We start from the raw sequence: 24,733 nt of genomic DNA, 5'->3' as shown, positions 1-24,733 counted from the left end.
CAACCCATGATGACTGCCCTGCGTCGCGGCTTGCTGGTGCTGCTGGCTGCCTTTCCCCTCCTGGCTCAGGCGGCGCCCAGCGCCCATGAAGTGATTGAGCGCACCACTGATGAATTGCTTGCTGATCTCAAGGCGAACAAGGAGCAGTACCGGCAGGATCCGAGCGCATTTTACGAGTCGCTCAACAATATTCTGGGGCCGGTGGTGGATGCCGAAGGAATTTCACGGAGCATCATGACCGTGAAGTACTCGCGTAATGCGAGCCCTGCCCAGATCACACGCTTTCAGGAAAACTTCAAACGCAGCCTGATGCAGTTCTACGGAAATGCACTGCTGGAATACAACAATCAGCAGATCAAGGTCCTTCCCGCCAGTGGCAAGCAGGACCCGGAGCGCACCAGTGTCGGTATGGAAGTAACGGGTCGTCAGGGCGAGATTTATCCCGTGTCGTACACCATGGTCAATCATGATGGGGTTTGGATGGTTCGCAACGTCATCATCAATGGAATCAATATCGGCAAGCTGTTCCGAGATCAATTTGCCGATTCGATGCAGAAGAACAATGACGATCTGGATAAGACCATCGATGGTTGGGCCGAGGTAGTGGCGCGAGCCAAGGACACCGAGGCGGGTCAACGGGCGGCGGGCGATGAGTGACGGACGGGTTGAGCGGGGCGCTGACGGCGAGATTCGCCTGTCGGGCGTGCTCGACTACCAGTCCGGCCCAGCCTTGCGTCGGCAGGGGCAGGCGCTGATTCGTCAGGCCAAGGGCACGCGCGTGTTGGTCGATTGCTCCGAGGTTGAACGATCCAGTAGTGTCGGCTTGTCTTTGCTTTTGGCCTTCACCCGGGATGTGCAGAAACAGGGCGATGAGCTTGTTATTACTGGTTTGCCCGCTGACATGCGGGACCTAGCGCGGGTATCCGGTTTGCTGGATGTTCTTTCGCTGGCGGACGAAACAGAAGGAGCTGTGTAATGTTGCTGCGCTGGGCGGAAGCGACGCGGGCCAAGGTGCACTTGGCCGCTGAGTCGTTGGGTAATCTTCTGGTCGAGACCTTTCACTACCTGTCGCTGTTCGCGATCGGTGCCGTCACCGCCTGGGCTGGGTTGGTTGCGTTTCTAGGCATGGTCGAGAAAGGCAGCATCAGCGTTGATGACATTCTGCTGCTGTTCATCTATCTCGAGCTCGGTGCGATGGTGGGTATCTACTTCAAGACCAACCATATGCCGGTGCGCTTTTTGATCTATGTCGCAATCACCGCGTTGACCCGGCTGCTGATCTCCGACGTCTCGCACCACCACCGTCCGGATATGGGTGTCGTCTATATTTCCGGAGCGATCCTTCTGCTGGCGGTGGCTATTCTGGTGGTGCGCTTCGCGTCATCTCGTTTCCCCGCGGTGGCGCCCAGCAGCCGACATCCGCAGCGGCGCGACGCCGATGCCGAAACGCTCGACTGAATGCAGCTTCGTCAGTCAGCGCGGCTTTGGGGTTCGCAGCCTCCGGGCTTTTTTGTATGATGACCGGCCGTGCGCGTCCGGCGCCGATCGAGGTTGAACATGCAGGCCGTAGAAGTTAAGAATTTTCTGGAAGAGAAGCTTTCAGGCGCTCAGGTGGAAGTCGAAGGCGAGGGCTGCAACTTCCAATTGAATGTGATCAGCGACGAATTGGCGGGCATGAGTCCGGTCAAGCGTCAGCAACAGATTTATGCTCATCTGAATCCGTGGATCGCCGACGGTAGCATCCACGCCGTTACGATGAAATTCTTCAGTCGTGCCGACTGGCTTGCGCGTGGCTGATCGCCAGTCATAACAGGCATCTCTCAGTCTGTGTGCGACCGATAAAGTCGTGCGCGGCTCTTCTTCGCCAGTGCTTCGAGCCTGCGGGTTACGGGAACATTCATGGATAAACTGATCATCACCGGCGGTGCCCGCCTCAACGGCGAGATCCGCATCTCCGGCGCCAAGAACTCGGCCCTTCCGATTCTGGCCGCTACCTTGCTGGCCGATACTCCAGTGACCGTCTGCAACCTGCCACACTTGCACGACATTACCACCATGATCGAGCTGTTCGGCCGCATGGGCGTGCAACCGGTCATCGACGAAAAACTCAGCGTTGAAGTCGACGCCAGCAGCATCCAGACGCTGGTCGCGCCCTACGAGCTGGTCAAGACCATGCGTGCTTCGATTCTCGTTCTGGGGCCAATGGTGGCTCGGTTCGGCGAAGCCGAGGTGGCCCTGCCCGGCGGTTGTGCCATCGGCTCGCGTCCGGTGGATCTGCATATACGTGGTCTGGAGGCAATGGGCGCGAAGATCGACGTCGAAGGCGGCTACATTAAGGCCAAGGCGCCAGCTGGCGGCCTGCGCGGTGCACATTTCTTCTTCGATATCGTCAGCGTGACCGGTACCGAGAACATCATGATGGCGGCGGCATTGGCCAATGGCCGCTCCGTGCTGGAGAACGCCGCGCGTGAGCCGGAGGTGGTCGACCTGGCCAACTTCCTCAACGCCATGGGTGCACAAGTATCCGGCGCCGGTACCGACACCATCACCATCGACGGTGTGAAGCGCCTGGGTGGCGGCCGTTATAGCGTGATGCCCGACCGCATCGAGACGGGCACCTATCTGGTGGCCGCTGCCGCCACTGGCGGACGCGTAAAGCTCAAGGACACCGATGCGACGCTGCTCGAGGCGGTGTTGCACAAGCTCGAAGAGGCCGGTGCCCACATCGACACCGGGAGCAACTGGATCGAGCTGGACATGAAGGGCAATCGGCCCAGAGCGGTAAATATTCGCACAGCGCCTTATCCTGCGTTTCCGACCGATATGCAGGCGCAGTTCATTGCCATGAACGCGATCGCTGAAGGCACTGGGACGGTTATCGAGACGGTGTTCGAGAACCGCTTCATGCACGTTTACGAAATGAATCGCATGGGTTCGCAGATTCTTGTCGAGGGCAATACCGCTATCGTGACCGGCGTGCCCAAGCTTAAGGGTGCTCCGGTCATGGCGACCGACCTGCGCGCGTCAGCGAGCCTGGTCATCGCGGGCTTGGTGGCTGAGGGCGATACATTGATCGACCGCATCTACCACATCGACCGCGGTTACGAGTGCATCGAGGAAAAGCTGCAATTGCTGGGCGCCAAGATTCGCCGCGTACCGGGCTAACTGAGGGAATAGGCTAGGGTTGCCGGCTCGATTTTGGCAGCCCACCGCCGAGGTCTGCAATTGCCCGGGCCGATGCCAAGGTCGCCATCAATAGGCTTCAAGGAATAAACCGTTCATGCTCACCATCGCCCTGTCCAAAGGCCGCATCCTCGACGATACGCTGCCGCTGCTCGCCGCCGCCGGTATCGTCCCCACCGAGAATCCGGAAAAAAGCCGTAAGCTGATCATCCCGACTACGCAAGACGATGTGCGTCTGCTGATCGTGCGTGCCACGGATGTACCGACCTATGTCGAGCACGGCGCCGCGGACCTTGGCGTCGCGGGCAAGGACGTGCTGATGGAATACGGCGGGCAAGGGCTTTACGAGCCGCTGGACCTGCGGATCGCCAACTGCAAGTTGATGACGGCCGGAAAGGTCGGTGCAGCAGAGCCCAAGGGGCGTCTGCGGGTTGCGACCAAATTCGTCAATGTCGCCAAGCGCTACTACGCCGAGCAGGGGCGGCAGGTCGATATCATTAAGCTCTACGGCTCAATGGAGCTTGCGCCTCTGGTGGGGCTGGCAGACAAGATTATCGACGTCGTCGACACCGGTAACACGCTGCGCGCCAACGGGTTGGAGCCCCAGGAACTGATCGCCATGATCAGCTCGCGCCTGGTGGTCAACAAGGCCTCAATGAAGATGCAGCATGCGCGCATCCAGGCCCTGATCGACGCGCTCCAGAGCGCCATTGCCCACCACGAGTGATCAACGGCCCGGCGGTACACGGCCGGCCAGCCTATCCGCGTCATAGCCTAAATATCCAGGTGCCCGCGCGGTCGGCTTGTTAGTCTAGGGCGCCTGACTATCGCTGTACTCATCCCTTCATGAGGCCCGTTATGACCGCTCCCATCGACATCCGCCGACTCAATGCAGCTGATCCCGATTTCGCGCGACACCTGGATCATCTGTTGAGCTGGGAAAGCGTGTCCGATGATGCTGTCAATCAGCGGGTGCTGGAGATTATCAAGGCCGTCCGCGAGCGTGGCGATGCCGCCCTGGTGGAGCTGACCCAGCGTTTTGATGGCCTTGAAGTCGCCTCCATGGCTGACCTGATCCTACCGCGTGAGCGGCTTGAGCTGGCGCTTACACGGATCAGCTCGGCCCAGCGCCAAGCGCTGGAAGCTGCCGCCGAACGTGTCCGCCTCTATCATGAAAGGCAAAAGCAGGACTCCTGGACCTACACCGAAGCTGACGGCACCGTGCTTGGTCAGAAAGTCACGCCACTTGATCGCGCGGGCCTGTACGTGCCAGGTGGCAAGGCATCGTATCCATCGTCAGTGCTGATGAACGCCATCCCTGCGAAGGTTGCAGGGGTGCCGGAGGTCGTGATGGTGGTCCCCACTCCGCGCGGTGAAATCAACGAGCTGGTGCTGGCTGCCGCGTGCATCGCTGGCGTCGATCGGGTATTCACCATCGGTGGGGCTCAGGCTGTCGCTGCGCTGGCCTACGGAACCGAAAGCGTCCCGCCAGTCGACAAGATTGTCGGGCCAGGCAACATCTATGTCGCGACGGCCAAGCGCCACGTGTTCGGCAAAGTCGGTATCGACATGATCGCCGGCCCCTCCGAGATTCTGGTGGTGTGCGACGGCCAGACCGATCCCGACTGGATCGCCATGGATCTGTTTTCCCAGGCCGAGCACGACGAAGATGCGCAGTCGATTCTGGTCAGTCCGGATGCAGCTTTCCTCGACCGAGTCGCTGAAAGCATCTCCCGTTTGCTGCCGACCCTTGAACGTAGCGAAATCGCTCGCGCCTCGCTGCAGGGGCGTGGGGCATTGATTCAGGTTGCTGACATGCAGCAGGCGATTGATGTCGCTAATCGCATCGCGCCCGAGCACCTCGAGCTATCAGTGGCTGATCCCGATGCGTGGCTGCCGCAGATTCGACATGCGGGAGCGATTTTCATGGGGCGTTACACGGCCGAGGCGTTGGGCGATTACTGCGCTGGGCCGAATCATGTCTTGCCAACCTCGGGCACTGCGCGATTCTCCTCACCCTTGGGCGTGTACGATTTCCAGAAGCGCTCCTCGATCATCAACTGTTCGGCTGAAGGTGCATCCGAACTGGGCAAGGTCGCCTCGGTACTCGCGCGGGGTGAGTCTCTTACCGCTCACGCACGCAGCGCCGAGTACCGAATCAAGGGGTAGCTGTAACCAAGCGGAGCGAATGAGGCTTCGCTTGTTTTGTCTTGCCAACCCGACCGGTAGGGAACGCCTGACCGACTCCCCCGGCGGCAATCGATCATTTTCTGAGGAGAGAAGGGCGGATGAGCAAATTCTGGAGCCCCTTCGTAAAAGAGCTAGTTCCCTATGTGCCCGGTGAGCAGCCGAAGCTGACCAATTTGGTCAAGCTCAACACCAATGAGAACCCCTACGGGCCGTCGCCCAAGGCGCTCGCAGCGATGCAGGCTGAGCTGAACGACAACCTGCGGCTGTATCCGGATCCGAACGGTGAGCGACTCAAGCGCGCCGTCGCTGATTACTATCACGTCCGGCCGGACCAGGTTTTCGTCGGCAATGGCTCGGACGAGGTACTGGCCCACGTCTTTCACGGGCTCTTCCAGCATGGCAAGCCGCTGCTGTTTCCCGACGTAACCTACAGCTTCTACCCGGTCTATTGCGCCCTGTATGGCATCGCCCATGAGGCTATCGCGCTGGATGACAAGTTTCAGATCGAGGTGGCCGATTACGCTCGGCCAAACGGGGGAATAATTTTTCCCAATCCCAACGCGCCGACAGGTTGCCTGCTGCCGCTTGAGGCCATCGAGCGGCTGCTGCAGAAAAAACCCGATTCGGTCGTTGTGGTCGATGAGGCCTATATCGACTTCGGCGGTGAGTCGGCAATCGCATTAGTGGATCGTTACCCGAACCTGCTGGTTACCCAGACATTATCCAAATCTCGCTCGCTGGCAGGGCTGCGTGTGGGGCTTGCAGTAGGGCATCCGGATCTTATTGAGGCTCTGGAGCGCATCAAGAACAGTTTCAACTCCTACCCGCTGGACCGCATCGCCATTGCCGGCGCTGCGGCTGCGTTCGAAGACCGCGCTTATTTCGAGCAAACCTGCCAGCAGGTGATCGCCAGTCGCGAAGCCGTAACCGTTGCGATGCAGGCGTTAGGCTTTGAGGTGCTGCCCTCGGCAGCGAACTTCATCTTCGCCCGGCATCCGCAGCGCGACGCCGCTGCGCTGGCAGCCGGGCTTCGCGAACACGGCGTTATCGTGCGGCACTTCAAGCAGGGGCGCATCGAGCAGTTTCTGCGGATCACTATCGGGGCGCCGGAGCAGAATCAGGCATTACTCGATGCGCTAAAGCACATCGGCTAATCCGGCGCGCTGCAAGCGTCCAGTCACATGCAGCTGCTATCTCCGGCGTCGGTGGTAGCAGCGGCCAGTTTGATCGTATCGCCGTCCCCGAACAATCTGCTCGGCATAGACCGGGCAGGAGTGTTTCGTCCCTACAGTGGCCTCTCTGGCTCAGTTGAATTACCGCTACGGTTCTCGCCTCACTGAGGACGCAAAGCCTAGGCCTGCTTGAGCGTCGAGTACGCACCCCGCTTGATTGCTCGGCCGAACGAGCGGGTTATTGCGGAGCTTTCTCCACCAGTGGTCGCATGCCCACCTCGGCCGTCAGCGTCAGCGGCTTGCCGTTGCGCAGAATGTCGATATCGATTTTGTCCCCGGGTCGCACCTGGGCAACCTGGTTCATTGAACTGCGACCATCGCTTGCCTGCGCACCATCGATGCTGAGGATGAGGTCGCCCGGCAGCAGACCAGCGCGTTCAGCCGGCCCATCGCGGTAGACACCAGCAACAACGATTCCGGGCCGACCGGCTTGGCCGAAGGACTCTGCCAGTTCCGGTGTGAGCGATTGCACCTCGACACCTAGCCAGCCGCGAATGACTTGGCCATGCTCGATGATGGATTTCATTACGTCCATGGCGAGCTTCACCGGGATGGCGAAGCCGATGCCCTGTGATCCGCCGGACTCGGAGATGATTGCCGTGTTTATGCCGATCAGGTGGCCGGCAGTATCCACCAGCGCACCACCCGAGTTACCGCGGTTGATCGCCGCGTCGGTCTGGATGAAGTCCTCGTAGGTATTCAGTCCCAGCTGGTTACGGCCGGTTGCGCTGATGATGCCCATCGTCACGGTTTGCCCCACGCCGAACGGATTACCGATCGCCAGCGTCACGTCCCCGATGCGAATGCCATCCGAGCGGCCGATGGTGATCGCAGGCAGGTCCGCCAGGTCGATCTTGAGCACCGCTAGATCGGTCTCAGGGTCGCTGCCGATTACCCGTGCCAGGGTCTCCCGACCATCGCGCAATGCCACGACGATCTGTTCCGCATTCGCCGTGACGTGGTTGTTGGTCAGCAGGTAGCCTTCCGGGCTCATGATCACCGCCGAGCCCAGGCTCGATTCCATGCGACGTTGACGCGGCAAGTTGTCCCCGTAGAAGCGCCGGAACAGCGGATCGTCCTTGAGCATGGGCGGCTGGCTGGCGCTATCGATCACCTTGGTGGTGTAGAGATTAGCCACTGCGGGCGCAGCGCTGCTGACTGCGTTGGCATAGGAGTAGGGGCCTTGCTGGGGGATGCCGATCAGCGGCGCTTGCTGCAGGCTGTACTCCGGCTCGGCGCCGAGCCCTACCAGATGCGGGTAGCGCTGAATGATCAGCAGGGCCACTAGCAGGCCTACCAGCAACGGCCAGCCAAAAAAACGCAGGGCATTGATCATCGCGATGGGACGTCCGAGCAGGTTGCGGAAGGCGAGAGCGCCTCTTAAGGTGGCGGCATTATACGAAGCTGGCTGTGAAATGCAGCCTTGCCGGCGGCAAAACTGCAACGCACCGTCTAGAACGGTTAATCCGCGACATTTTCTGATGTTTGTCTCGTCTGTTTTTTCGTAAATAACGCCGCTTTCTAGTCACTGATCCCATAGGAGGATGCTTGCATGGCTGTCGCGCTGACCACCCTGGTCGATGAATCCGACCGCTTCCTGAACGCCGCGAAGATTCCTGATTATTGTCCTAACGGCTTGCAGGTGGAGGGGCGCCCGCAGGTACAGCGCATCGTCAGCGGCGTCACCGCTAGCCAGGCGTTGCTGGATGCAGCCGTCGAGGCGCAAGCCGATGTGGTGCTGGTGCACCACGGCTATTTCTGGAAGAACGAAGATCCGCATGTAGTTGGAATCAAGCAGCGCCGGCTGAAAACACTGCTCAGCAATGACATCAGTTTGCTTGCCTATCACCTGCCACTCGACGTCCATCCCGAGGTGGGTAACAACGTGCAGTTGGCGCGCCTGCTCGCGTTGACCATTGAGGGCGCTTTGGAGCCGGATAATCCTCGTTCGGTCGGGCTTGTGGGCGCCCTCGATACGCCGCTTACGCCGGCTGATTTCATGCGTCGAGTTCACGCTGCGCTTGGGCGTGAGCCGCTGATGGTTGAAGGGCCTGGCTTGATCAGGCGGATTGCCTGGTGCACTGGCGGTGCACAGGGCTATATCGATCAAGCGGTAACTGCAGGCGTCGATGCGTACCTGACGGGAGAAATTTCGGAGCCCACGGTGCATATCGCACGCGAAAACGGACTGAGCTTTTTCGCCGCCGGTCATCACGCCACTGAGCGGTATGGCGTTCAGGCACTGGGTGAACATCTGGCGAAGCGGTTTGCCATCGAGCATCTGTTTATCGATTGTCCAAATCCCGCGTGACGCGGCGCCTTCGAAGGCTGCGGGGCTGTGTGATTCGGAAAGTAGGGAAGGCTTCGCCCGGCATAAAGCTAGAGCATTTAGATCTAACAGGCGTCCTGATTAGAATCTAATGCCGTGCTAAAGTTGCGCCTCGTTCCGGCCGTGCCGGCCGTCCCATCTGCAAATTCGTGAGTAGCCATGGTCGACAAACTGACGCATCTGAAACAGCTGGAGGCGGAAAGCATCCACATCATCCGTGAGGTGGCCGCCGAGTTCGACAATCCGGTGATGCTCTATTCCATCGGTAAAGATTCGGCCGTTATGCTGCATCTGGCGCGCAAGGCCTTCTTCCCTGGGCGTCTGCCGTTTCCGGTGATGCACGTGGATACGCGCTGGAAGTTCCAGGAGATGTACCGGTTCCGCGAGCAGATGGTCAACGAGATGGATCTGGACCTGATCACGCACATCAACCCGGATGGCGTGGCGCAGAACATCAACCCGTTCACCCATGGCAGCGCCAAGCACACCGATATCATGAAAACCGAGGGCCTCAAGCAGGCGCTCGACAAGCACGGCTTCGATGCAGCTTTCGGCGGCGCCCGCCGCGACGAAGAGAAGTCTCGTGCCAAGGAGCGCGTCTACTCCTTCCGCGACAACAAGCACCGCTGGGACCCAAAGAATCAGCGCCCGGAACTCTGGAACGTCTACAACGGCAACGTGAAGAAGGGCGAATCCATCCGCGTCTTCCCCTTGTCGAACTGGACCGAGCTGGATATCTGGCAATACATCTATCTGGAACAGATCCCGATTGTGCCCTTGTATTACGCCGCCGAGCGCGAGGTTATCGAGAAGAACGGCACGCTGATCATGATCGATGACGAGCGCATCCTCGAGCACCTCACCGACGAGGAGAAGGGACGCATCGAGAAGCGCATGGTCCGCTTCCGTACCCTTGGCTGCTACCCATTGACCGGTGCGGTGGAATCCACGGCGTCAAGCCTTCCCGAGATCATCCAGGAAATGCTCCTGACGCGTACTTCCGAACGTCAGGGCCGTGTCATCGACCACGATGGCGCAGGTTCGATGGAAGAAAAGAAACGTCAGGGCTACTTCTAAGGATTCCGCACCATGTCTCATCAGTCTGATTTGATCAGCGAGGACATCCTCGCGTACCTGGCGCAGCACGAGCGCAAAGAGCTCCTGCGCTTTCTCACTTGCGGCAACGTCGACGATGGCAAGAGCACCCTGATTGGGCGCCTGCTGCACGACTCGAAGATGATCTATGAAGATCACCTTGAAGCAATTACCCGCGATTCGAAGAAATCCGGCACTACGGGCGATGATGTCGACCTAGCGCTGCTGGTCGACGGCCTGCAGGCCGAGCGCGAGCAGGGCATCACCATCGATGTTGCCTACCGCTATTTCTCCACTGCCAAGCGCAAGTTCATCATTGCCGACACCCCCGGCCATGAGCAGTACACGCGCAACATGGCGACCGGAGCCTCGACCTGCGACCTGGCGATCATCCTGGTCGACGCCCGCTACGGCGTGCAGACCCAGACCAAGCGCCACAGCTTCATCACCTCGTTGCTGGGCATCAAGCACATCGTCGTGGCCATCAACAAGATGGACCTGATGGACTTCGACCAGTCCGTATTCGAGCGAATCAAGGCCGATTACCTGGCCTTTGCCGAACGTATCGAGCTCAAGCCGTCGTCTCTGCATTTTGTGCCGATGTCCGCGCTCAAGGGCGATAACGTGGTCAACCGTTCCGAGCGCGCGCCTTGGTATGAAGGGCAGTCGCTGATGGAAATTCTCGAAAGCGTCGAGATCGCTGGCGACCGCAACTTCGACGACCTGCGCTTCCCGGTGCAGTACGTCAACCGTCCCAACCTCAACTTCCGTGGCTTCGCAGGCACCCTGGCCAGCGGCATCGTGCGCAAGGGTGATGAAATCGTTGTACTGCCGTCCGGCAAGCGCAGCACCGTCAAATCCATCGTGACCTACGACGGTGAGCTGGAGCAGGCGACACCAGGCGAAGCGATCACTCTGACGCTGGAAGACGAAATCGACGTCTCCCGTGGTGACATGCTCGTGCATGCCGACAACCTGCCGCGCATCACTGACAGTTTCGACGCCATGCTGGTTTGGATGGCTGAAGAGCCGATGCTGCCGGGCAAGAAATACGATATCAAACGCGCCACCAGCTACGTGCCGGGCTCCATCGCCAGCATCACTCATCGTGTGGACGTGAACACGTTGGAGCATGGCCCGGCCAGTAGCCTGCAGCTGAACGAGATCGGGCGGGTCAAGGTCAGCCTGGACGCTGCGATTGCGCTGGATGGATATGCGCGGAATCCAGCTACCGGCTCGTTCATCATCATTGACCGCCTCACCAACGGCACCGTCGGTGCAGGCATGATCATCGCCGACCCGGTCGGTCATGGCACCTCAGGTCATCACGGTGCCCTGGCTCATGTATCTACCGAAGAGCGTGCAAGCCGCTTCGGTCAGCAGCCGGCAACCGTGCTGTTCACCGGGTTGTCCGGCGCCGGCAAGAGCACGCTGGCCTATGCGGTCGAACGCAAGCTGTTCGACATGGGCCGTGCGGTTTACGTGCTGGACGGCCAGAACCTGCGCCATGACCTGAACAAGGGTCTGCCGCAGGATCGCGCCGGTCGCACCGAGAACTGGCGCCGTGCTGCCCATGTGGCCCGTCAGTTCAACGAAGCCGGTCTGCTGACCCTCGCCGCGTTCGTCGCGCCAGATGCCGAAGGTCGCGAACAGGCCAAGGCGTTGATCGGCACCGATCGGGCTATCACCGTTTATGTTCAGGCTTCACCGCAGGCCTGCCAACAGCGCGATCCGCAGGGGCTGTATGCGGCAGGTGGCGACAACATCCCGGGCGAGTCCTTCCCCTACGATGTACCGGTGAACGCTGATCTGGTGATCGACACTGAATCGCTTACGGTCGAGGAGAGTGCCAAGCAGGTTATTGATCTGCTGCGCAAGCGTGGCGCTATCTGATCAATGAAGTAAGCCATTCCGCCTTGGGTAGCCAGGGCGTTCAGCTGATGATCAACCCCGCCCAAGTGGCGGGGTTTGTTTTTGTTGGGGCAGGCGGATCGCTTAAGAATGATCCAGGGATTTGATCCGTGGCACTTGCAAGTCACTCCGGGTCTTACTGCACCACGTATTTCAGAATTTCCACGACCTGTTCGGTAGTGGTGGCCCAAGCCATGGCTGCCGCATCGACTTCCTTCAGCGGGTGCACGATGTCGTCGTCATGCAGCGTGACATAAGGCTTGCCCAGAGCCGCGCAGTAACCGGCATCGAACGCCGCGTTCCACTGCTTGTACTTGTCGCCAAAACGCACCACCACGAGGTCCGCTTGATGGATCAGCGTCTTGGTGCGGATTGCATTGACCTTGGACGACTTGTGGTCGCGCCAGAAGGCATTGGGCTCGGCGCCTAGGCAATCCCCGGCGGCATCGCTGGCTTCGTGATCGGTTACGGCTGAAGTGAATAGCACATCCAATCCGGCTGCGGCTGCGGCTGCGCCACGCTTGATCTCGTCGCGCCAGTCGGTGTGAATTTCGCCGGACAGGTAAACGGTAAAGCTCATGAATCCACCAATGAGTCGGTATCGCCCACGACTTTGTCTCGTGAGCAAAAAGAGCCGCTGCTAGCCCAGCAAGTCGGCTGAAGGCCAATCGGAGTAACGAGTCCGACGTACGGATGGTTGGAACGGTGTGGGGGTTGGCTGAGGCGCGTGCCTATCCAGGCAAGACGACGGGAGAGCCTACGGCGACTCCCTCTATGGAAAGAGCCCCCGGTGACGAAATAATACGGGGTTCCGCCAACGTAGGTTGGATTAGCCGAAAGCTTAATCCGACGTTCGAGAGAATGGGTGCGGTTGCGGTGTTGGCCGAGGTGTGTGCCCATTCGCGGTAACTGACGGAGCCGCCTGCGGCGATTTCATCCCGCGACAAGTGAGCCGCCGTAACGGGGTATCCATCGCCGCGGGATCTAGGTTACCCCCCACTAACAGCAAAACGCCCCGCACGAAGGCGGGGCGTTTAGTTTGCAATGGCGGGTACAATAGGTTCGCAATGAATGACGGATTACGCTTCGCTAATCCATCTTACGAATTGATCCGCATTACCTCGTTATAGGCCTCCAAGTGCAGCCTGACGGCAGCTAGCTGGGAAATACTTGAGATCACCGCCAGTTGCGTCGGTTCCGCAAGACCATCCCTGGATGGGCGTTGCTGCGGTAGCAAGAGCAGTAGTACGAGCAGCATCCGAAGTTGGCTGGAGAATCAACACCTTCCCGTCTGCAGCGGAGCCGGTGTTCTGGATCGCGCCTGAAGTGATCTTCCCTGATGCAGAGTCGACTGCTAAGCCTGCTGCCATGTATTTAGTTGCGACTGTGCTATTGCAACCTGCGGCGTTAGCGTTTGCAGGAAACGATCCGTTTGCTTGTAGGAACTCAGCAACGGCGTTTTTACAGGCGCTTACCTGGAGGTTCACTTCAGTGATCTTGGCGCGAGTCGTATAGTCCTGATAAGCCGGCAGCGCCACCGCAGCCAAAATACCAATAATCGCTACAACGATCATCAATTCAATCAGGGTAAAACCTTTTTGCATCTGAGCTTTCATGTGTTTCTCCTTGAAATGTTCAGGCAGTTGAGCCTGCTCTCCCTATTGCAGCCGGCGTGCCAACTTTGTTAGCCCGCGATTTGCGTGGCTCGGAGACACAATGTGAACTATGCACGCTGCCTGGATCCGCGCGCTTCTGACAAATTTCGTCACCTTCGATGACGCGGTTTGGCATGCCCAGCTATCTGCGCTATAAGGCGGGCATTAATCCGGAAGAACTATGCTCATGACCGACAACGTTGCCCTTTCCGGCCTGGCCAAGCAGATGGTGCTGACCGGCCTGCTCGACGACAAGACTGCACAGCAAGCGCAACAGCAGGCGGCGCGTAACAAGCTGTCGCTGGTGACCTATGTTGTGCAGAACAAGCTTGCCAATGGTCGGGCGGTCGCTGAACTGGCAGCGGAACAGTTCGGTGTTGCGTACATGGACCTCAACGCGCTGGATAAGGAAAGTCAACTAAAGGACGTAGTCTCTGAAAAGCTGGCGCGCCAGCACCGTGTACTGCCGTTGATAAAACGCGGCCATAAGCTGTACGTGGCGGTGTCGGACCCGACCAACCAGCAGGCTGTCACGGATATTCAGTTCAGCACCGGGCTGACGACCGAGGCCATTCTGGTTGAGGACGACAAGCTCGGGCAGGCCATCGACAAGTTTTTCGAGAGCTCGACGTCCGGCCTGGAGGATCTGGGCGACGTGGACTTGGACGGGGTGGACGTTCAAACCGTGTCAGATGATTCGGCAAATGATGATGCAGGCGAGGCAGCCGACGACGCCCCGGTCGTTCGCTTCGTCAACAAGATGCTGCTTGATGCCATTCGTGGCGGTTCATCCGACCTGCATTTCGAGCCCTATGAGAAGACATTTCGTGTCCGGCTCCGTACGGATGGCATTTTGCACGAGGTAGCCCGTCCACCGATCCAGCTGGCGCCTCGCATCTCTGCGCGTCTCAAGGTAATGGCCGGGCTGGACATTTCCGAGCGCCGCAAACCGCAGGATGGCCGGATCAAGATGAAGCTGTCCAAGACCAAAGCCATCGACTTCCGCGTTAACACCCTGCCGACCCTATGGGGCGAGAAAATCGTGATGCGAATTCTCGATCCGTCCAGTGCGCAGATGGGGATCGATGCCCTGGGCTACGAAGAAAACCAGAAAGAGCTGTACATGAATGCCCTCAAGCAGCCGCAGGGCATGATTCTGGTCACCGGCCCTACGGGATCGGGCAAGACGGTATCGCTGTACACCGGCCTGAATATTCTCAATACGGTGGATGTGAATATCTCCACCGCCGAAGATCCGGTGGAAATCAATCTTGAGGGTATCAACCAGGTTAACGTCAATCCTCGTCAGGGCATGGATTTCTCCCAGGCGCTGCGGGCGTTTCTGCGTCAGGACCCGGACATCATCATGGTCGGCGAAATCCGTGACCTGGAGACCGCCGAGATTGCCATCAAGGCCGCGCAGACCGGCCATATGGTGATGTCGACGCTGCACACCAACAGCGCCGCCGAAACCCTGACGCGGCTACGCAATATGGGCGTGGCGGCCTTCAATATTGCCACTTCCGTCAACTTGATCATTGCCCAGCGGCTGGCTCGCAAACTCTGCGGCACCTGCAAGAAGGAGGTGGAGCTGCCGCGCGATGCCCTGTTGGAAGAGGGCTTCCCTGCCGACAAGATCGGTACCTTCAAAATCTACGGCCCGATAGGCTGTGAAAATTGCAAAGGCGGATACAAGGGCCGTGTCGGTATTTATGAAGTGGTTAAAAACACGCCGGCACTGGCCAGGATTATCATGGAGGACGGCAACTCCATCGACATTTCCACCCAGATGCGTAAAGACGGCTTCAACGATCTGCGTACATCGGCTCTTGTAAAAGCCATGCAGGGCGTGACCAGCCTGGAAGAAGTCAACCGGGTGACCAAGGACTAACATGGCGCAGAAAGCGGTAAAAACCAGTGTCTTCACCTGGGAAGGGACGAACAGACAGGGCGCAAAGATAAAAGGCGAGCTGAGCGGCGTAAGCCCCGCACTGGTCAAGGCGCAGCTGCGCAAGCAGGGCGTGAACCCGCAGAAGGTGCGCAAGAAGTCAGTGTCGCTGTTCAGCGCTGGCAAGAAGATCAAGCCGATGGACATCGCCCTGTTCACACGGCAGATGGCGACAATGATGAAGGCCGGCGTTCCGCTGCTGCAATCCTTCGACATCATCGGCGAGGGCTTCGATAACCCGAACATGCGCAAGCTGGTCGACGACCTCAAGCAGGAGGTTGCAGCGGGTAACAGCTTTGCTACGGCGCTGCGTAAGAAACCTCAGTACTTCGATGACCTGTATTGCAACCTGGTCGATTCGGGCGAGCAGTCCGGCTCGCTGGAGACCTTGCTGGACCGGGTCGCGACCTACAAGGAAAAGACCGAGGCGCTGAAGGCGAAGATTAAAAAAGCGATGAACTACCCCATCGCGGTTGTGCTAGTTGCGGTGATCGTGTCGGCGATCTTGCTGATCAAGGTGGTCCCGCAGTTTCAGGATGTCTTCGCCAACTTCGGTGCGGAACTGCCTGCATTCACGTTGATGGTCATTGGTCTGTCCGAGGCGTTGCAAGCCTGGTGGCATCTTGTGCTGCTTGGTTTGTTCGGCGCTGCCTATGCCTTTAAGGCGGCTCACGGCAAGTCCGAGGGTTTTCGTAACTGGTTCGATCGGTTCCTGCTCAAGATGCCGATCGTGGGTGACATCCTCTACAAGTCGGCAGTGGCGCGTTTCGCGCGGACCCTGGCGACGACCTTCGCTGCGGGTGTGCCGCTGGTGGATGCGTTGGACTCTGTAGCAGGAGCTACCGGCAATGTGGTCTTCCGCAATGCCACGGTGAAGGTCAAGAGTGACGTTTCCAGCGGTATGCAGCTGAACTTCTCCATGCGAACGACTGGTACCTTCCCGAGCATGGCCATCCAGATGACTGCGATCGGCGAAGAGTCCGGATCCCTAGATGAAATGTTGGCGAAGGTGGCGACGTTCTACGAAGATGAAGTGGACAATATGGTGGACGGGCTCACCGCGCTTATGGAACCAATGATCATGGCGGTGTTGGGCGTACTGGTGGGTGGTTTGATCATTGCCATGTACCTGCCGATCTTCCAGCTTGGGGCTGTGGTCTAAAAATGGAAGTGGTGACTTTTCTGGCCAGCAACACGCTGGCCTTTGTTTTATGCGCGCTGGTGCTGGGCCTGCTGGTGGGAAGCTTTATCAACGTAGTGATCCATCGCCTGCCAATCATGATGCAGCGGGACTGGCGTGCTCAGGCGCGTGAGTATCTCGAGCTGCCCGTCGAGCCGACTGCGACATTCAATTTGGTTCTGCCCAACTCTCACTGCCCACAGTGCGACCATGAGATACGCCCTTGGGAAAATGTCCCCTTGGTCAGCTGGCTAGTGCTGCGCGGCAAATGCTCGTCGTGCCGTGCGCCGATCAGCAGTCGTTACCCCTTGGTCGAGTTACTCTGCGGTCTTTTGTCCGGCTATGTGGCTTGGCACTTTGGCTTTTCCTGGCAGGCCGGTGCGATGCTGTTGCTGACGTGGGGCCTGCTGGCGATGAGCATGATCGATGTTGATCATCAGTTGTTGCCTGACTCCCTTGTGTTGCCTCTGCTTTGGCTGGGCTTGATCGCTAACCATTTTGGTTTGTTTGCGCCGTTGCCTGATGCAGTGTGGGGGGTTGTTGCTGGCTATCTGAGCCTGTGGTCGGTGTACTGGCTGTTCAAACTTGTGACTGGCAAGGAGGGCATGGGTTACGGCGACTTCAAGCTGCTGGCGATGCTGGGCGCTTGGGGTGGTTGGCAAGTTTTGCCGCTGACCATTTTGCTTTCGTCCGTCGTGGGCGCGGTGTTGGGTACGATCATGCTGCGCATGCAGAAGGCGGATAGCGGCACGACAATTCCCTTTGGCCCCTACCTCGCCATTGCGGGATGGGTCGCTTTGCTCTGGGGCGACCAGATCACTTCGGCCTATCTGCAATTTGCCAGGTTCTAGCGGTTGGTGTATCCGGGGCTGGTTCGCTTTAGCGGTTTCCCGCCGGCTAGTTGGCCACCCCACGCACTAGCGGGGGGAGTGATAGGCTGGCCCCATAGGCAGAGCAGGAGCTCACTGCTGGTCTCGCTTCTGAGAGCTGCTTGTAGCACCACGATTGCAAAGATAAGTGCAGCGACGTCGACTCCCCAGCATCGTTCAACAGGCTGCAACGTGTTGCTTTGGTGTGACGTTCGTCCCCCTTGGCGAATGCTGGCTCCTTCAGTTCTAGAAACGTCGATCAATTCGGTCAGGCATCGACCTTGCTCTTGCATCCCCGCAATTCAAACGTTACTACTGCGCGTCGTTTTTGCCTTTTGGACGGTTCCTGATGAAGCCTTGGGTGCTTGGTTTGACCGGTGGTATCGGTAGCGGCAAGAGCGCGGTTGCGGAAGCGTTCGGCCGCCTCGGGGTGCATTGGGTCGATGCTGACCATGCCGCACGCTGGGTTGTCGAGCCAGGCCGGCCGGCCCTAGGGCTGATTGTCGAGCGGTTCGGTCAGAGTGTTCTCGCGTCTGACGGTGGTCTGGATAGAGCGGCACTGCGTGAGCTGGTGTTTAGAGAGCCGGACCAGCGCAAGTGGCTTGAGCAGCTGTTACATCCGCTAATACGCCAGGAGACCGCCGAGCGCCTCGCTCAGGCGACCTCTCCGTACGCGATCATGGTTTCGCCATTATTGGTAGAGTCCGGTCAGCACCAGCAGGTTGCGCGCGTATTGGTGGTCGATGTGCCAGAGGCGCTGCAGTTGGAGCGCGCCATCCAGCGTGATCAATCCAGCGAAGCGCAGATCCGCGCCATTCTCAACGCACAGGCCAGCCGCGAAGAGCGCTTGCGTCATGCTGATGATGTGCTGGTCAATGATCGCGACCGGACCTGGCTGGAAAGTGAGGTTAAACGTTTACATGGTTTTTATCTGACGCTACGAGGAGGTCAGGAATGAGTACTGCGGTTGTTGAGTGCCCGACATGCGGCGCGCCGGTTGAGTGGAGTGTGAAGAGTGCGAATCGACCTTTCTGTTCGGAGCGGTGCAAGCTGATCGACTTGGGTGCCTGGGCATCGGAAGAGCATGCGATCCCAGGTAATGAGCTTGAGGATGATCTGTTTTCCGACGATATGCCGCCGCGCCAGCACTGAGGGCGCGTTCGCGTCGCGGCTTGGTTGTGCGGCTGGCTAGCGCTACGGCTTACTCACATATCATCGTTGCTGTCGTCTTTCCAAGGAGCCTGCAAGTAGCGACTGCGGTTGAATGTTTCCATCCAGTCCGGATAGAAAACCACTAACGCACTGACGACCGCGCCGTTGATAAAAGCCTCGGGAAACATCACCAGCCAGATGTACCCGGCGAAGTCATCCAGCCAGGGAGGCATTGGATAGAGGCCGTCGATCAGCAAGATTCCGAGCCCTGCCAGGATGCAGATCAGGGTCGCGAGGCCGGCCGCAAAAAAACCTGAGAAGAATATATAGACGAATAGGTTGCGAGGCTGGGTGCGCTCCACGGCGATCGCGCAAGCTTCGGTGACCGTCACCGGTATCAATACCAGCAGCACGCCATTCAGGCCGAGGGCAACCAATTGCTGGTGGCCTGTGACCGTCAATCCAAGTTGGGCGACAAAGGCAGCGAGAATCGCCAAGGGCCAGTCGAGCAGTAGCGTGACCGCCGTCAGTCCAATGAAGTGGAAAGACAAACCCGAATCGAAGTCTCGGCGGACCAGCCAAAGCAGAAAGACCGCGAGGACCGCGCCGAACAGCAGGTGCTGGCGCCGCGTATCGCTAAACAGCTCGACCCATGGTGCACGCATGCAGGCCCATATCAGTCCGGCGGCATAGAGCAGCCACCCCAGCACTAGGCTGGGCGGGGCAAGCAATTCGGCAGCGATCATCTATGCGCTCCTTGCGCCAAAGGCTATGAGTGGTGGCGCCGGCAAGGTTTGCGCAGTGCTGCCATTGCCGGGTAGTTGGTCCATTATCCCTCAGGGTGCGGGATTGGGTTGCGCAGTGTGAATGGCTTCTATGGCTTCGAGCACCTCGGCTGATAAATGCAGTTCCGAGCTTGCGAGATTGCTTTCTAGCTGTTCGATTGAAGTTGCGCCGATGATGTTGCTGGTTACGAAAGGCTGTTGGGTTACATAGGCCAGGGCCATTTGTGCAGGGTCCAGTCCGTGCTCCTTGGCAAGCGCCACATACCGTGAGCAAGCCGCCTGCGATTCCGGCTTGGCGTAGCGCGCGAAGCGACTGAATAGCGTCAGTCGTGCTCCGGCTGGCTGTGCGCCTTGCTCGTACTTGCCGCTGAGCATGCCGAAGGCCAGCGGAGAGTAGGCGAGGAGTCCGCATTGCTCGCGCATGGCGATTTCGGCGAGCCCGACCTCAAAGCTTCGATTGAGCAGGTTGTAGGGGTTCTGGATGGATACGGCGCGCGGCCAGCCTCGGGCTTCCGCGATCTGCAGGAACTTCATGGTGCCCCATGGTGTTTCGTTCGATAGCCCGATATGGCGGATCTTGCCGGCTCTTACTTGCTCGTCGAGCACCTCTAGCGTTTCCTCGATCGGCGTGAAGTCCTGATCCTGGTGACGGTAGCCGAGCTGGCCGAAGAAGTTTGTGCTGCGCTCCGGCCAATGCAGCTGATAAAGATCTATCCAATCCGTTTGCAGGCGCTGCAGGCTCGCATCCAATGCAGCAACGATGTGCTGGCGATTCATCTTCAGTTGGCCGTCGCGGATGTGGCTGATGCCGTTGCCGGGGCCGGCGATCTTGCTGGCCAGGATCCAGTCGGCACGATTACCGCGTGCCTTGAAGTAGTTACCTATGTAGCGCTCAGTGGTGGCATAGGTGTCCGGCTTCGGCGGTACCGGGTACATTTCGGCGGTGTCGACGAAATTGATGCCTGCAGCTTTCGCGCGATCCATCTGGGCGAAAGCTTCACTTTCATTGTTCTGCTCGCCCCAAGTCATAGTGCCCAGGCAGAGCGCCGTGACGTCAAGATCAGTACGGCCTAGTTGGCGCTTTTCCATGCAGTGTCCTTGCGTTTGAAGAGATCTCGGTTGGGATAGTAGAGCAGGCGATAAGTTTCCTGCTTCGCAGTGGTGCGGGGGTATTCGTCACGGTAGGCGGGTACTGGCAGCAGCTCCCTGATTTCGCCGCGGCACGCCGCCTGCTCAGAACGGCGATAAGCTGCTTGCTATTTGGCTGGTAATCCGGATAATTCCGCAGCCTGTCGCCGGGGATGCCTAGCCCGTTGACGCAAAAACAAGGTAGGGGATGCCTAGCCTACCGAACACTGCCGTAGCGGACGCGCTGACCCGAGCCCCCGATAGCGTCTGTTTCCGGCTGTCCTGGTCTTGCCAGGGCGAGCACCATTCAGTAAGATTCGCCGTCTTATTTTCAGGGCGGCCCCTGAGGCTATAACGAATGAAGACTTTTACTGCTAAACCGGAAACCGTCAAGCGCGACTGGTTCGTCGTCGACGCTGCCGGCCAGACCCTGGGTCGTCTGGCAACCGAAATCGCTAGCCGCCTGCGTGGCAAGCACAAGGCGGAATATACCCCTCACGTCGATACCGGTGATTACATCGTCGTTATCAATGCCGAGCAAGTGCGTGTTACCGGTGCGAAAACCACCGACAAGATGTACTACTCTCACTCCGGTTTCCCGGGTGGCATCAAGTCGATCAACTTCGAGAAGCTGATCGCCAAGGCGCCAGAGCGTGTGATCGAGACCGCGGTCAAGGGCATGCTGCCTAAGAACCCGCTGGGTCGCGACATGTACCGTAAGCTGAAGGTGTATAAGGGTGCCAATCATCCGCATACCGCTCAGCAGCCCCAAGAACTGAAGATTTAACGGAATAGTTCATTATGTCGGCGACTCAAAACTACGGCACTGGCCGTCGTAAGACTGCAACCGCGCGCGTATTCCTGCGTCCGGGTACTGGCAAAATCTCCATCAACAACCGTGAGCTGGACAACTTCTTCGGGCGTGAAACCGCTCGCATGGTCGTTCGTCAGCCTCTGGAACTGACCGAGACTGTCGAAAAGTTCGACATCTACGTAACCGTTCTGGGTGGTGGTGTGAGTGGTCAGGCCGGTGCGATCCGTCACGGTATCACCCGTGCGCTGATGGAGTATGACGAGACTCTGCGTCCTGCTCTGCGCAAGGCTGGCTTCGTCACTCGCGATGCTCGCGAAGTTGAACGTAAGAAAGTCGGTCTGCGTAAGGCGCGTAAGCGTCCGCAGTACTCGAAGCGCTAATTCAGGCTTCTCAAAAAGAACGCCCAGCTTCTCACGGAGCTGGGCGTTTTTTTATGGCTGCCGTTTCGCTGCTGCGACAGCTTGTCACGCGTCAGGCCCCGATTTTCGGGGCCTGACGTAAGGTTGTATCCTGTTATTACCTTGTCATGCGAGGGGGTTTTCTTTACCATTTGGCGAATTTTTAGCGGCCTCGTTTTACAGTAGACGCACGTAGTAGACGCCTGCTTTCGGTAGGCCATAAGAAACTGATGGGAGACGACTGAATGAGCAATGACGGCGTGAATGCTGGCCGGCGTCGCTTCCTTGTAGCCGCTACTTCGGTAGTAGGTGCTGCAGGAGCGGTGGGTGCCGCGGTCCCGTTCGTGGGATCGTGGTTCCCGAGTGCCAAGGCCAAGGCAGCCGGTGCACCGGTTAAGGTAAATATCAGCAAGATCGAGCCGGGCCAGCAGATGGTTGCCGAATGGCGTGGTCAGCCGGTGTTTATCCTTCGTCGTACCGAAGAGGCGTTGACGAATCTAGACAAGCTGACTGATACGGTGGCGGACCCCAGTTCCGAGGCTTCGGTACAGCCGACCTATGTCGATCCGACGGTTCGCTCGATCAAGCCAGAGGTGCTTATTGTGGTCGGACTGTGCACGCACCTTGGTTGTTCCCCATCCTTCCGTCCGGAAGTGGCTGCGCCTGATCTAGGTGCTGATTGGCTCGGAGGTTATTTCTGCCCTTGCCACGGATCGAAGTATGACTTGGCTGGCCGCGTCTACAAGGGCCAGCCTGCGCCCTTGAACCTGCCGGTTCCCCCGCACACCTACGAGACAGACGCCATCGTCGTCATCGGCGTGGATCAGGAGAGCGCGTGATGAGCAAGTTCATGGAATGGGTCGATGCGCGCTTCCCCGCGACCAAGATGTGGGAAGACCATCTAAGCAAGTACTACGCGCCGAAGAACTTCAACGTTCTGTATTTCTTTGGTTCTCTCGCCTTGTTGGTTCTGGTCAACCAGATTCTCACTGGTATCTGGTTGACGATGAGCTTCGAGCCGTCTGCAGAAGGTGCGTTCGCCTCCGTCGAATACATCATGCGCGACGTCGAATACGGTTGGATCATTCGCTACCTGCATTCCACAGGAGCGTCGGCATTCTTCGTCGTAGTCTATCTGCACATGTTTCGTGGGATCCTGTATGGCTCCTATCAGAAGCCGCGCGAGCTGGTCTGGATCTTCGGCATGATGATCTATCTGGCGTTGATGGCAGAGGCCTTCATGGGCTACCTGCTGCCTTGGGGGCAGATGTCCTACTGGGGTGCTCAGGTGATCATCTCGCTGTTCGGTGCTATCCCGGTTATCGGCGACGATCTGACTCAGTGGATCCGTGGTGATTACCTGATTTCCGGCATCACCCTGAACCGCTTCTTCGCGCTGCACGTGATTGCGCTGCCGATTGTGATCCTGGGGCTGGTTGTACTGCACATCTTGGCGTTACATGAAGTTGGGTCGAACAACCCAATGGGTGTCGACATCAAAAAAAGCAAGAACGAAGCCGGTGTGCCGCTCGATGGTATTCCGTTTCATCCTTACTACACGGTGAAGGATATCGTCGGTGTAGTAGTGTTCTTGTTCGTGTTCTGCGCCATCGTGTTCTTCTTTCCGGAAATGGGCGGTTATTTCCTCGAGAAGCCCAACTTCGAAGTGGCGAACGCCTTCAAAACGCCTGAGCACATTGCGCCGGTTTGGTACTTCACCCCGTACTACGCAATTCTTCGCGCGGTCCCGGACAAGCTGCTTGGTGTGATCGCTATGGGCGCTGCCATCGCGGTGCTGTTCGTGCTGCCCTGGCTCGACCGTAGTCCGGTCAAGTCGATGCGTTACAAGGGCTGGATGAGCAAGGTTGCGTTGCTGTTGTTCTGCATCTCCTTCGTCATCCTTGGCGTGCTTGGTGTGCTTTCTCCGACGCCTGAGCGCACATTGGTATCTCGGATCTGTACTGCTATCTACTTCGGTTACTTCATCCTGATGCCGTTCTACACCAAGCTCGAGAAGACTAAAGTAGTTCCGCAAAGGGTGGCTGGCTGATGAAAAAGCAATTTGCTGCATTGATTCTTGCACTGGTGCCAGCCTTCGGTTTCGCCGCTGGCACTGGCGTTCACCTGGATGAGGTCGATATTGACCTGACTGATAAGGCGGCGTTGCAGGATGGTCTACAGACCTTTACCAACTACTGCATGGGCTGCCACAGCGCGCAGTACCAGCGGTACGAGCGTGTTGCGACAGATCTGGGTATCCCCGAAGAGATCATGCTCGACAACATCGTGTTCACTGGCGCCAAGATCGGCGACCACATGAAGATCGGTATGACGCCGGTCGATGCAAAGACCTGGTTTGGTGCCGCTCCGCCGGACCTGACGCTGGTAGCGCGAGTGCGTGGGAACGATTGGCTATACACCTACCTGCGCAGTTTCTATGAAGATCCTACGCGTCCGTATGGGGTCAACAATACGGTGTTCCCTAATGTGGGCATGCCGCATGTTCTGGCCCCGCTGCAGGGGCGTCAGGTGTTGCCAAGCAAGCTGCCTGAAGGTGAGTCGGTAGCGTGCAAGCAGGTTCAGATCGTCGAAGACGGTCGTAAGCAATTCGATCCGCTGACCGGTACACCGATCACGCACGAAGACTGCCATGCCATGACGGTTGTGCCAGGTACCGGTGAGCTTACCGAGGCCGAATACGACGAGAAGATCAAGAATCTGGTGGCCTTCCTTGCGTACTCGGCTAACCCGGTCAAGTTAGAAAGCCATCGTATCGGTACCTATGTGCTGCTGTTCCTGGCCTTCTTCTTCGTATTTGCCTACCTGCTCAAGCGGGAATATTGGAAAGATATCCACTGATCCTT

26 protein-coding genes are annotated in these 24,733 nt (G+C 58.4%); 21 read left to right on the top strand and 5 right to left on the bottom strand.

The features are described 5' to 3' along the window. Positions 1-6 precede the first annotated feature (6 nt). The 8 genes from C1896_17730 (at position 7) to C1896_17695 (ending at position 6,527) form a co-directional block, all read left to right on the top strand. Entirely contained in the window at positions 7-657 is a 651-nt protein-coding gene (locus C1896_17730) for a toluene tolerance protein (protein AZZ46590.1), read from the top strand. Then, positions 650-976: an anti-anti-sigma factor gene (locus C1896_17725; GenBank protein ID AZZ46589.1), complete on the top strand. Its 327-nt coding sequence runs from the start codon at positions 650-652 to the stop codon at positions 974-976. Before C1896_17730 ends, C1896_17725 begins: the two co-directional genes overlap by 8 nt. Next, positions 976-1,458, top strand: coding sequence for a phosphate-starvation-inducible protein PsiE (locus C1896_17720; protein AZZ46588.1), 483 nt, complete (start codon positions 976-978; stop codon positions 1,456-1,458). The genes C1896_17725 and C1896_17720 overlap by 1 nt, the downstream gene beginning before the upstream one ends. A gap of 99 nt (positions 1,459-1,557) precedes the next feature. Next, positions 1,558-1,797 carry a BolA family transcriptional regulator gene (locus tag C1896_17715; GenBank protein ID AZZ46587.1) on the top strand — a complete coding sequence of 80 codons (240 nt, stop codon included), beginning with the start codon at positions 1,558-1,560 and terminating at the stop codon, positions 1,795-1,797. 102 nt (positions 1,798-1,899) lie between these two features. Beyond that, positions 1,900-3,165 carry a UDP-N-acetylglucosamine 1-carboxyvinyltransferase gene (gene murA, locus C1896_17710; protein AZZ46586.1) on the top strand — a complete coding sequence of 422 codons (1,266 nt, stop codon included), beginning with the start codon at positions 1,900-1,902 and terminating at the stop codon, positions 3,163-3,165. Positions 3,166-3,280: 115 nt separating this feature from the next. After that, positions 3,281-3,910: an ATP phosphoribosyltransferase gene (locus C1896_17705; protein ID AZZ46585.1), complete on the top strand. Its 630-nt coding sequence runs from the start codon at positions 3,281-3,283 to the stop codon at positions 3,908-3,910. Between the two features lie 131 nt (positions 3,911-4,041). Next, a complete protein-coding gene (hisD, locus tag C1896_17700; protein ID AZZ46584.1) occupies positions 4,042-5,352 on the top strand; it encodes a histidinol dehydrogenase in 1,311 nt (436 codons plus the stop codon). Between the two features lie 119 nt (positions 5,353-5,471). Further along, positions 5,472-6,527 (top strand): histidinol-phosphate transaminase, encoded by a 1,056-nt coding sequence (locus C1896_17695; GenBank protein AZZ46583.1) that lies wholly within the window; start codon positions 5,472-5,474, stop codon positions 6,525-6,527. Positions 6,528-6,783: 256 nt separating this feature from the next. Here the strand turns inward: C1896_17695 and C1896_17690 are convergent, their stop codons facing one another. Then, the gene (locus C1896_17690; protein AZZ46582.1) at positions 6,784-7,941 is read right to left on the bottom strand and encodes a PDZ domain-containing protein; all 1,158 of its coding nucleotides are present in this window, start codon (positions 7,939-7,941) and stop codon (positions 6,784-6,786) included. Positions 7,942-8,157: 216 nt separating this feature from the next. Between C1896_17690 and C1896_17685 the strand changes: the two genes are divergently transcribed. From C1896_17685 to C1896_17675, 3 genes are all read left to right on the top strand, one after another. Continuing rightward, a complete protein-coding gene (locus C1896_17685) occupies positions 8,158-8,916 on the top strand; it encodes a Nif3-like dinuclear metal center hexameric protein (GenBank protein AZZ46581.1) in 759 nt (252 codons plus the stop codon). Positions 8,917-9,093: 177 nt separating this feature from the next. Further along, positions 9,094-10,011 (top strand): sulfate adenylyltransferase subunit CysD, encoded by a 918-nt coding sequence (locus C1896_17680; GenBank protein ID AZZ46580.1) that lies wholly within the window; start codon positions 9,094-9,096, stop codon positions 10,009-10,011. 12 nt (positions 10,012-10,023) lie between these two features. Then, on the top strand, positions 10,024-11,922 hold the full coding sequence (locus tag C1896_17675) for a bifunctional sulfate adenylyltransferase subunit 1/adenylylsulfate kinase (protein ID AZZ46579.1): 1,899 nt from the start codon (positions 10,024-10,026) through the stop codon (positions 11,920-11,922). A gap of 154 nt (positions 11,923-12,076) precedes the next feature. On the opposite strand, the gene C1896_17670 is transcribed toward C1896_17675, so the two are convergent. Both C1896_17670 and C1896_17665 read right to left on the bottom strand, forming a co-directional pair. Then, positions 12,077-12,520, bottom strand: a complete 444-nt coding sequence (locus C1896_17670) for a hypothetical protein (GenBank protein AZZ46578.1) — start codon at positions 12,518-12,520, stop codon at positions 12,077-12,079. A 544-nt stretch (positions 12,521-13,064) separates the two neighbouring features. Further along, positions 13,065-13,556: a pilin gene (locus tag C1896_17665; GenBank protein ID AZZ46577.1), complete on the bottom strand. Its 492-nt coding sequence runs from the start codon at positions 13,554-13,556 to the stop codon at positions 13,065-13,067. A 226-nt stretch (positions 13,557-13,782) separates the two neighbouring features. Between C1896_17665 and pilB the strand changes: the two genes are divergently transcribed. The 5 genes from pilB to C1896_17640 all read left to right on the top strand — a co-directional run bounded on the left by pilB (position 13,783) and on the right by C1896_17640 (position 18,744). Beyond that, the gene (gene pilB, locus C1896_17660) at positions 13,783-15,486 is read left to right on the top strand and encodes a type IV-A pilus assembly ATPase PilB (protein ID AZZ47720.1); all 1,704 of its coding nucleotides are present in this window, start codon (positions 13,783-13,785) and stop codon (positions 15,484-15,486) included. Between the two features lies 1 nt (position 15,487). Then, complete coding sequence (locus tag C1896_17655; GenBank protein ID AZZ46576.1) at positions 15,488-16,705, top strand: type II secretion system protein F; 1,218 nt, start codon at positions 15,488-15,490, stop codon at positions 16,703-16,705. A gap of 2 nt (positions 16,706-16,707) precedes the next feature. Beyond that, on the top strand, positions 16,708-17,574 hold the full coding sequence (locus C1896_17650) for a prepilin peptidase (protein AZZ46575.1): 867 nt from the start codon (positions 16,708-16,710) through the stop codon (positions 17,572-17,574). A gap of 367 nt (positions 17,575-17,941) precedes the next feature. Then, positions 17,942-18,550: a dephospho-CoA kinase gene (locus C1896_17645; GenBank protein AZZ46574.1), complete on the top strand. Its 609-nt coding sequence runs from the start codon at positions 17,942-17,944 to the stop codon at positions 18,548-18,550. Beyond that, positions 18,547-18,744, top strand: a complete 198-nt coding sequence (locus C1896_17640; protein ID AZZ46573.1) for a DNA gyrase inhibitor YacG — start codon at positions 18,547-18,549, stop codon at positions 18,742-18,744. Before C1896_17645 ends, C1896_17640 begins: the two co-directional genes overlap by 4 nt. A 53-nt stretch (positions 18,745-18,797) precedes the next feature. Here C1896_17640 and C1896_17635 read toward each other — a convergent pair whose 3' ends face one another. Both C1896_17635 and C1896_17630 read right to left on the bottom strand, forming a co-directional pair. Further along, positions 18,798-19,490, bottom strand: a complete 693-nt coding sequence (locus tag C1896_17635; protein AZZ46572.1) for a hypothetical protein — start codon at positions 19,488-19,490, stop codon at positions 18,798-18,800. 90 nt (positions 19,491-19,580) lie between these two features. After that, positions 19,581-20,618, bottom strand: coding sequence for an NADP(H)-dependent aldo-keto reductase (locus C1896_17630; GenBank protein AZZ46571.1), 1,038 nt, complete (start codon positions 20,616-20,618; stop codon positions 19,581-19,583). A 397-nt stretch (positions 20,619-21,015) separates the two neighbouring features. Here C1896_17630 and C1896_17625 point away from each other — a divergent pair, with 397 nt between their 5' ends. From C1896_17625 to C1896_17605, 5 genes are all read left to right on the top strand, one after another. Next, a complete protein-coding gene (locus tag C1896_17625) occupies positions 21,016-21,444 on the top strand; it encodes a 50S ribosomal protein L13 (protein AZZ46570.1) in 429 nt (142 codons plus the stop codon). 14 nt (positions 21,445-21,458) lie between these two features. Then, complete coding sequence (locus tag C1896_17620; protein ID AZZ46569.1) at positions 21,459-21,851, top strand: 30S ribosomal protein S9; 393 nt, start codon at positions 21,459-21,461, stop codon at positions 21,849-21,851. A 263-nt stretch (positions 21,852-22,114) separates the two neighbouring features. Beyond that, on the top strand, positions 22,115-22,708 hold the full coding sequence (gene petA, locus C1896_17615; GenBank protein ID AZZ46568.1) for a ubiquinol-cytochrome c reductase iron-sulfur subunit: 594 nt from the start codon (positions 22,115-22,117) through the stop codon (positions 22,706-22,708). Continuing rightward, on the top strand, positions 22,708-23,919 hold the full coding sequence (locus tag C1896_17610) for a cytochrome b (GenBank protein AZZ46567.1): 1,212 nt from the start codon (positions 22,708-22,710) through the stop codon (positions 23,917-23,919). Before petA ends, C1896_17610 begins: the two co-directional genes overlap by 1 nt. Further along, on the top strand, positions 23,919-24,728 hold the full coding sequence (locus tag C1896_17605; GenBank protein ID AZZ46566.1) for a cytochrome c1: 810 nt from the start codon (positions 23,919-23,921) through the stop codon (positions 24,726-24,728). The genes C1896_17610 and C1896_17605 overlap by 1 nt, the downstream gene beginning before the upstream one ends. Positions 24,729-24,733 lie beyond the last annotated feature (5 nt).

The organism is Pseudomonadaceae bacterium SI-3, from assembly GCA_004010935.1.
Taxonomy (GTDB): domain Bacteria; phylum Pseudomonadota; class Gammaproteobacteria; order Pseudomonadales; family Pseudomonadaceae; genus Stutzerimonas.
The sequence above is the reverse complement of the archived record's forward strand: the minus strand, read 5'-3'. Positions and strand labels throughout refer to the sequence as shown.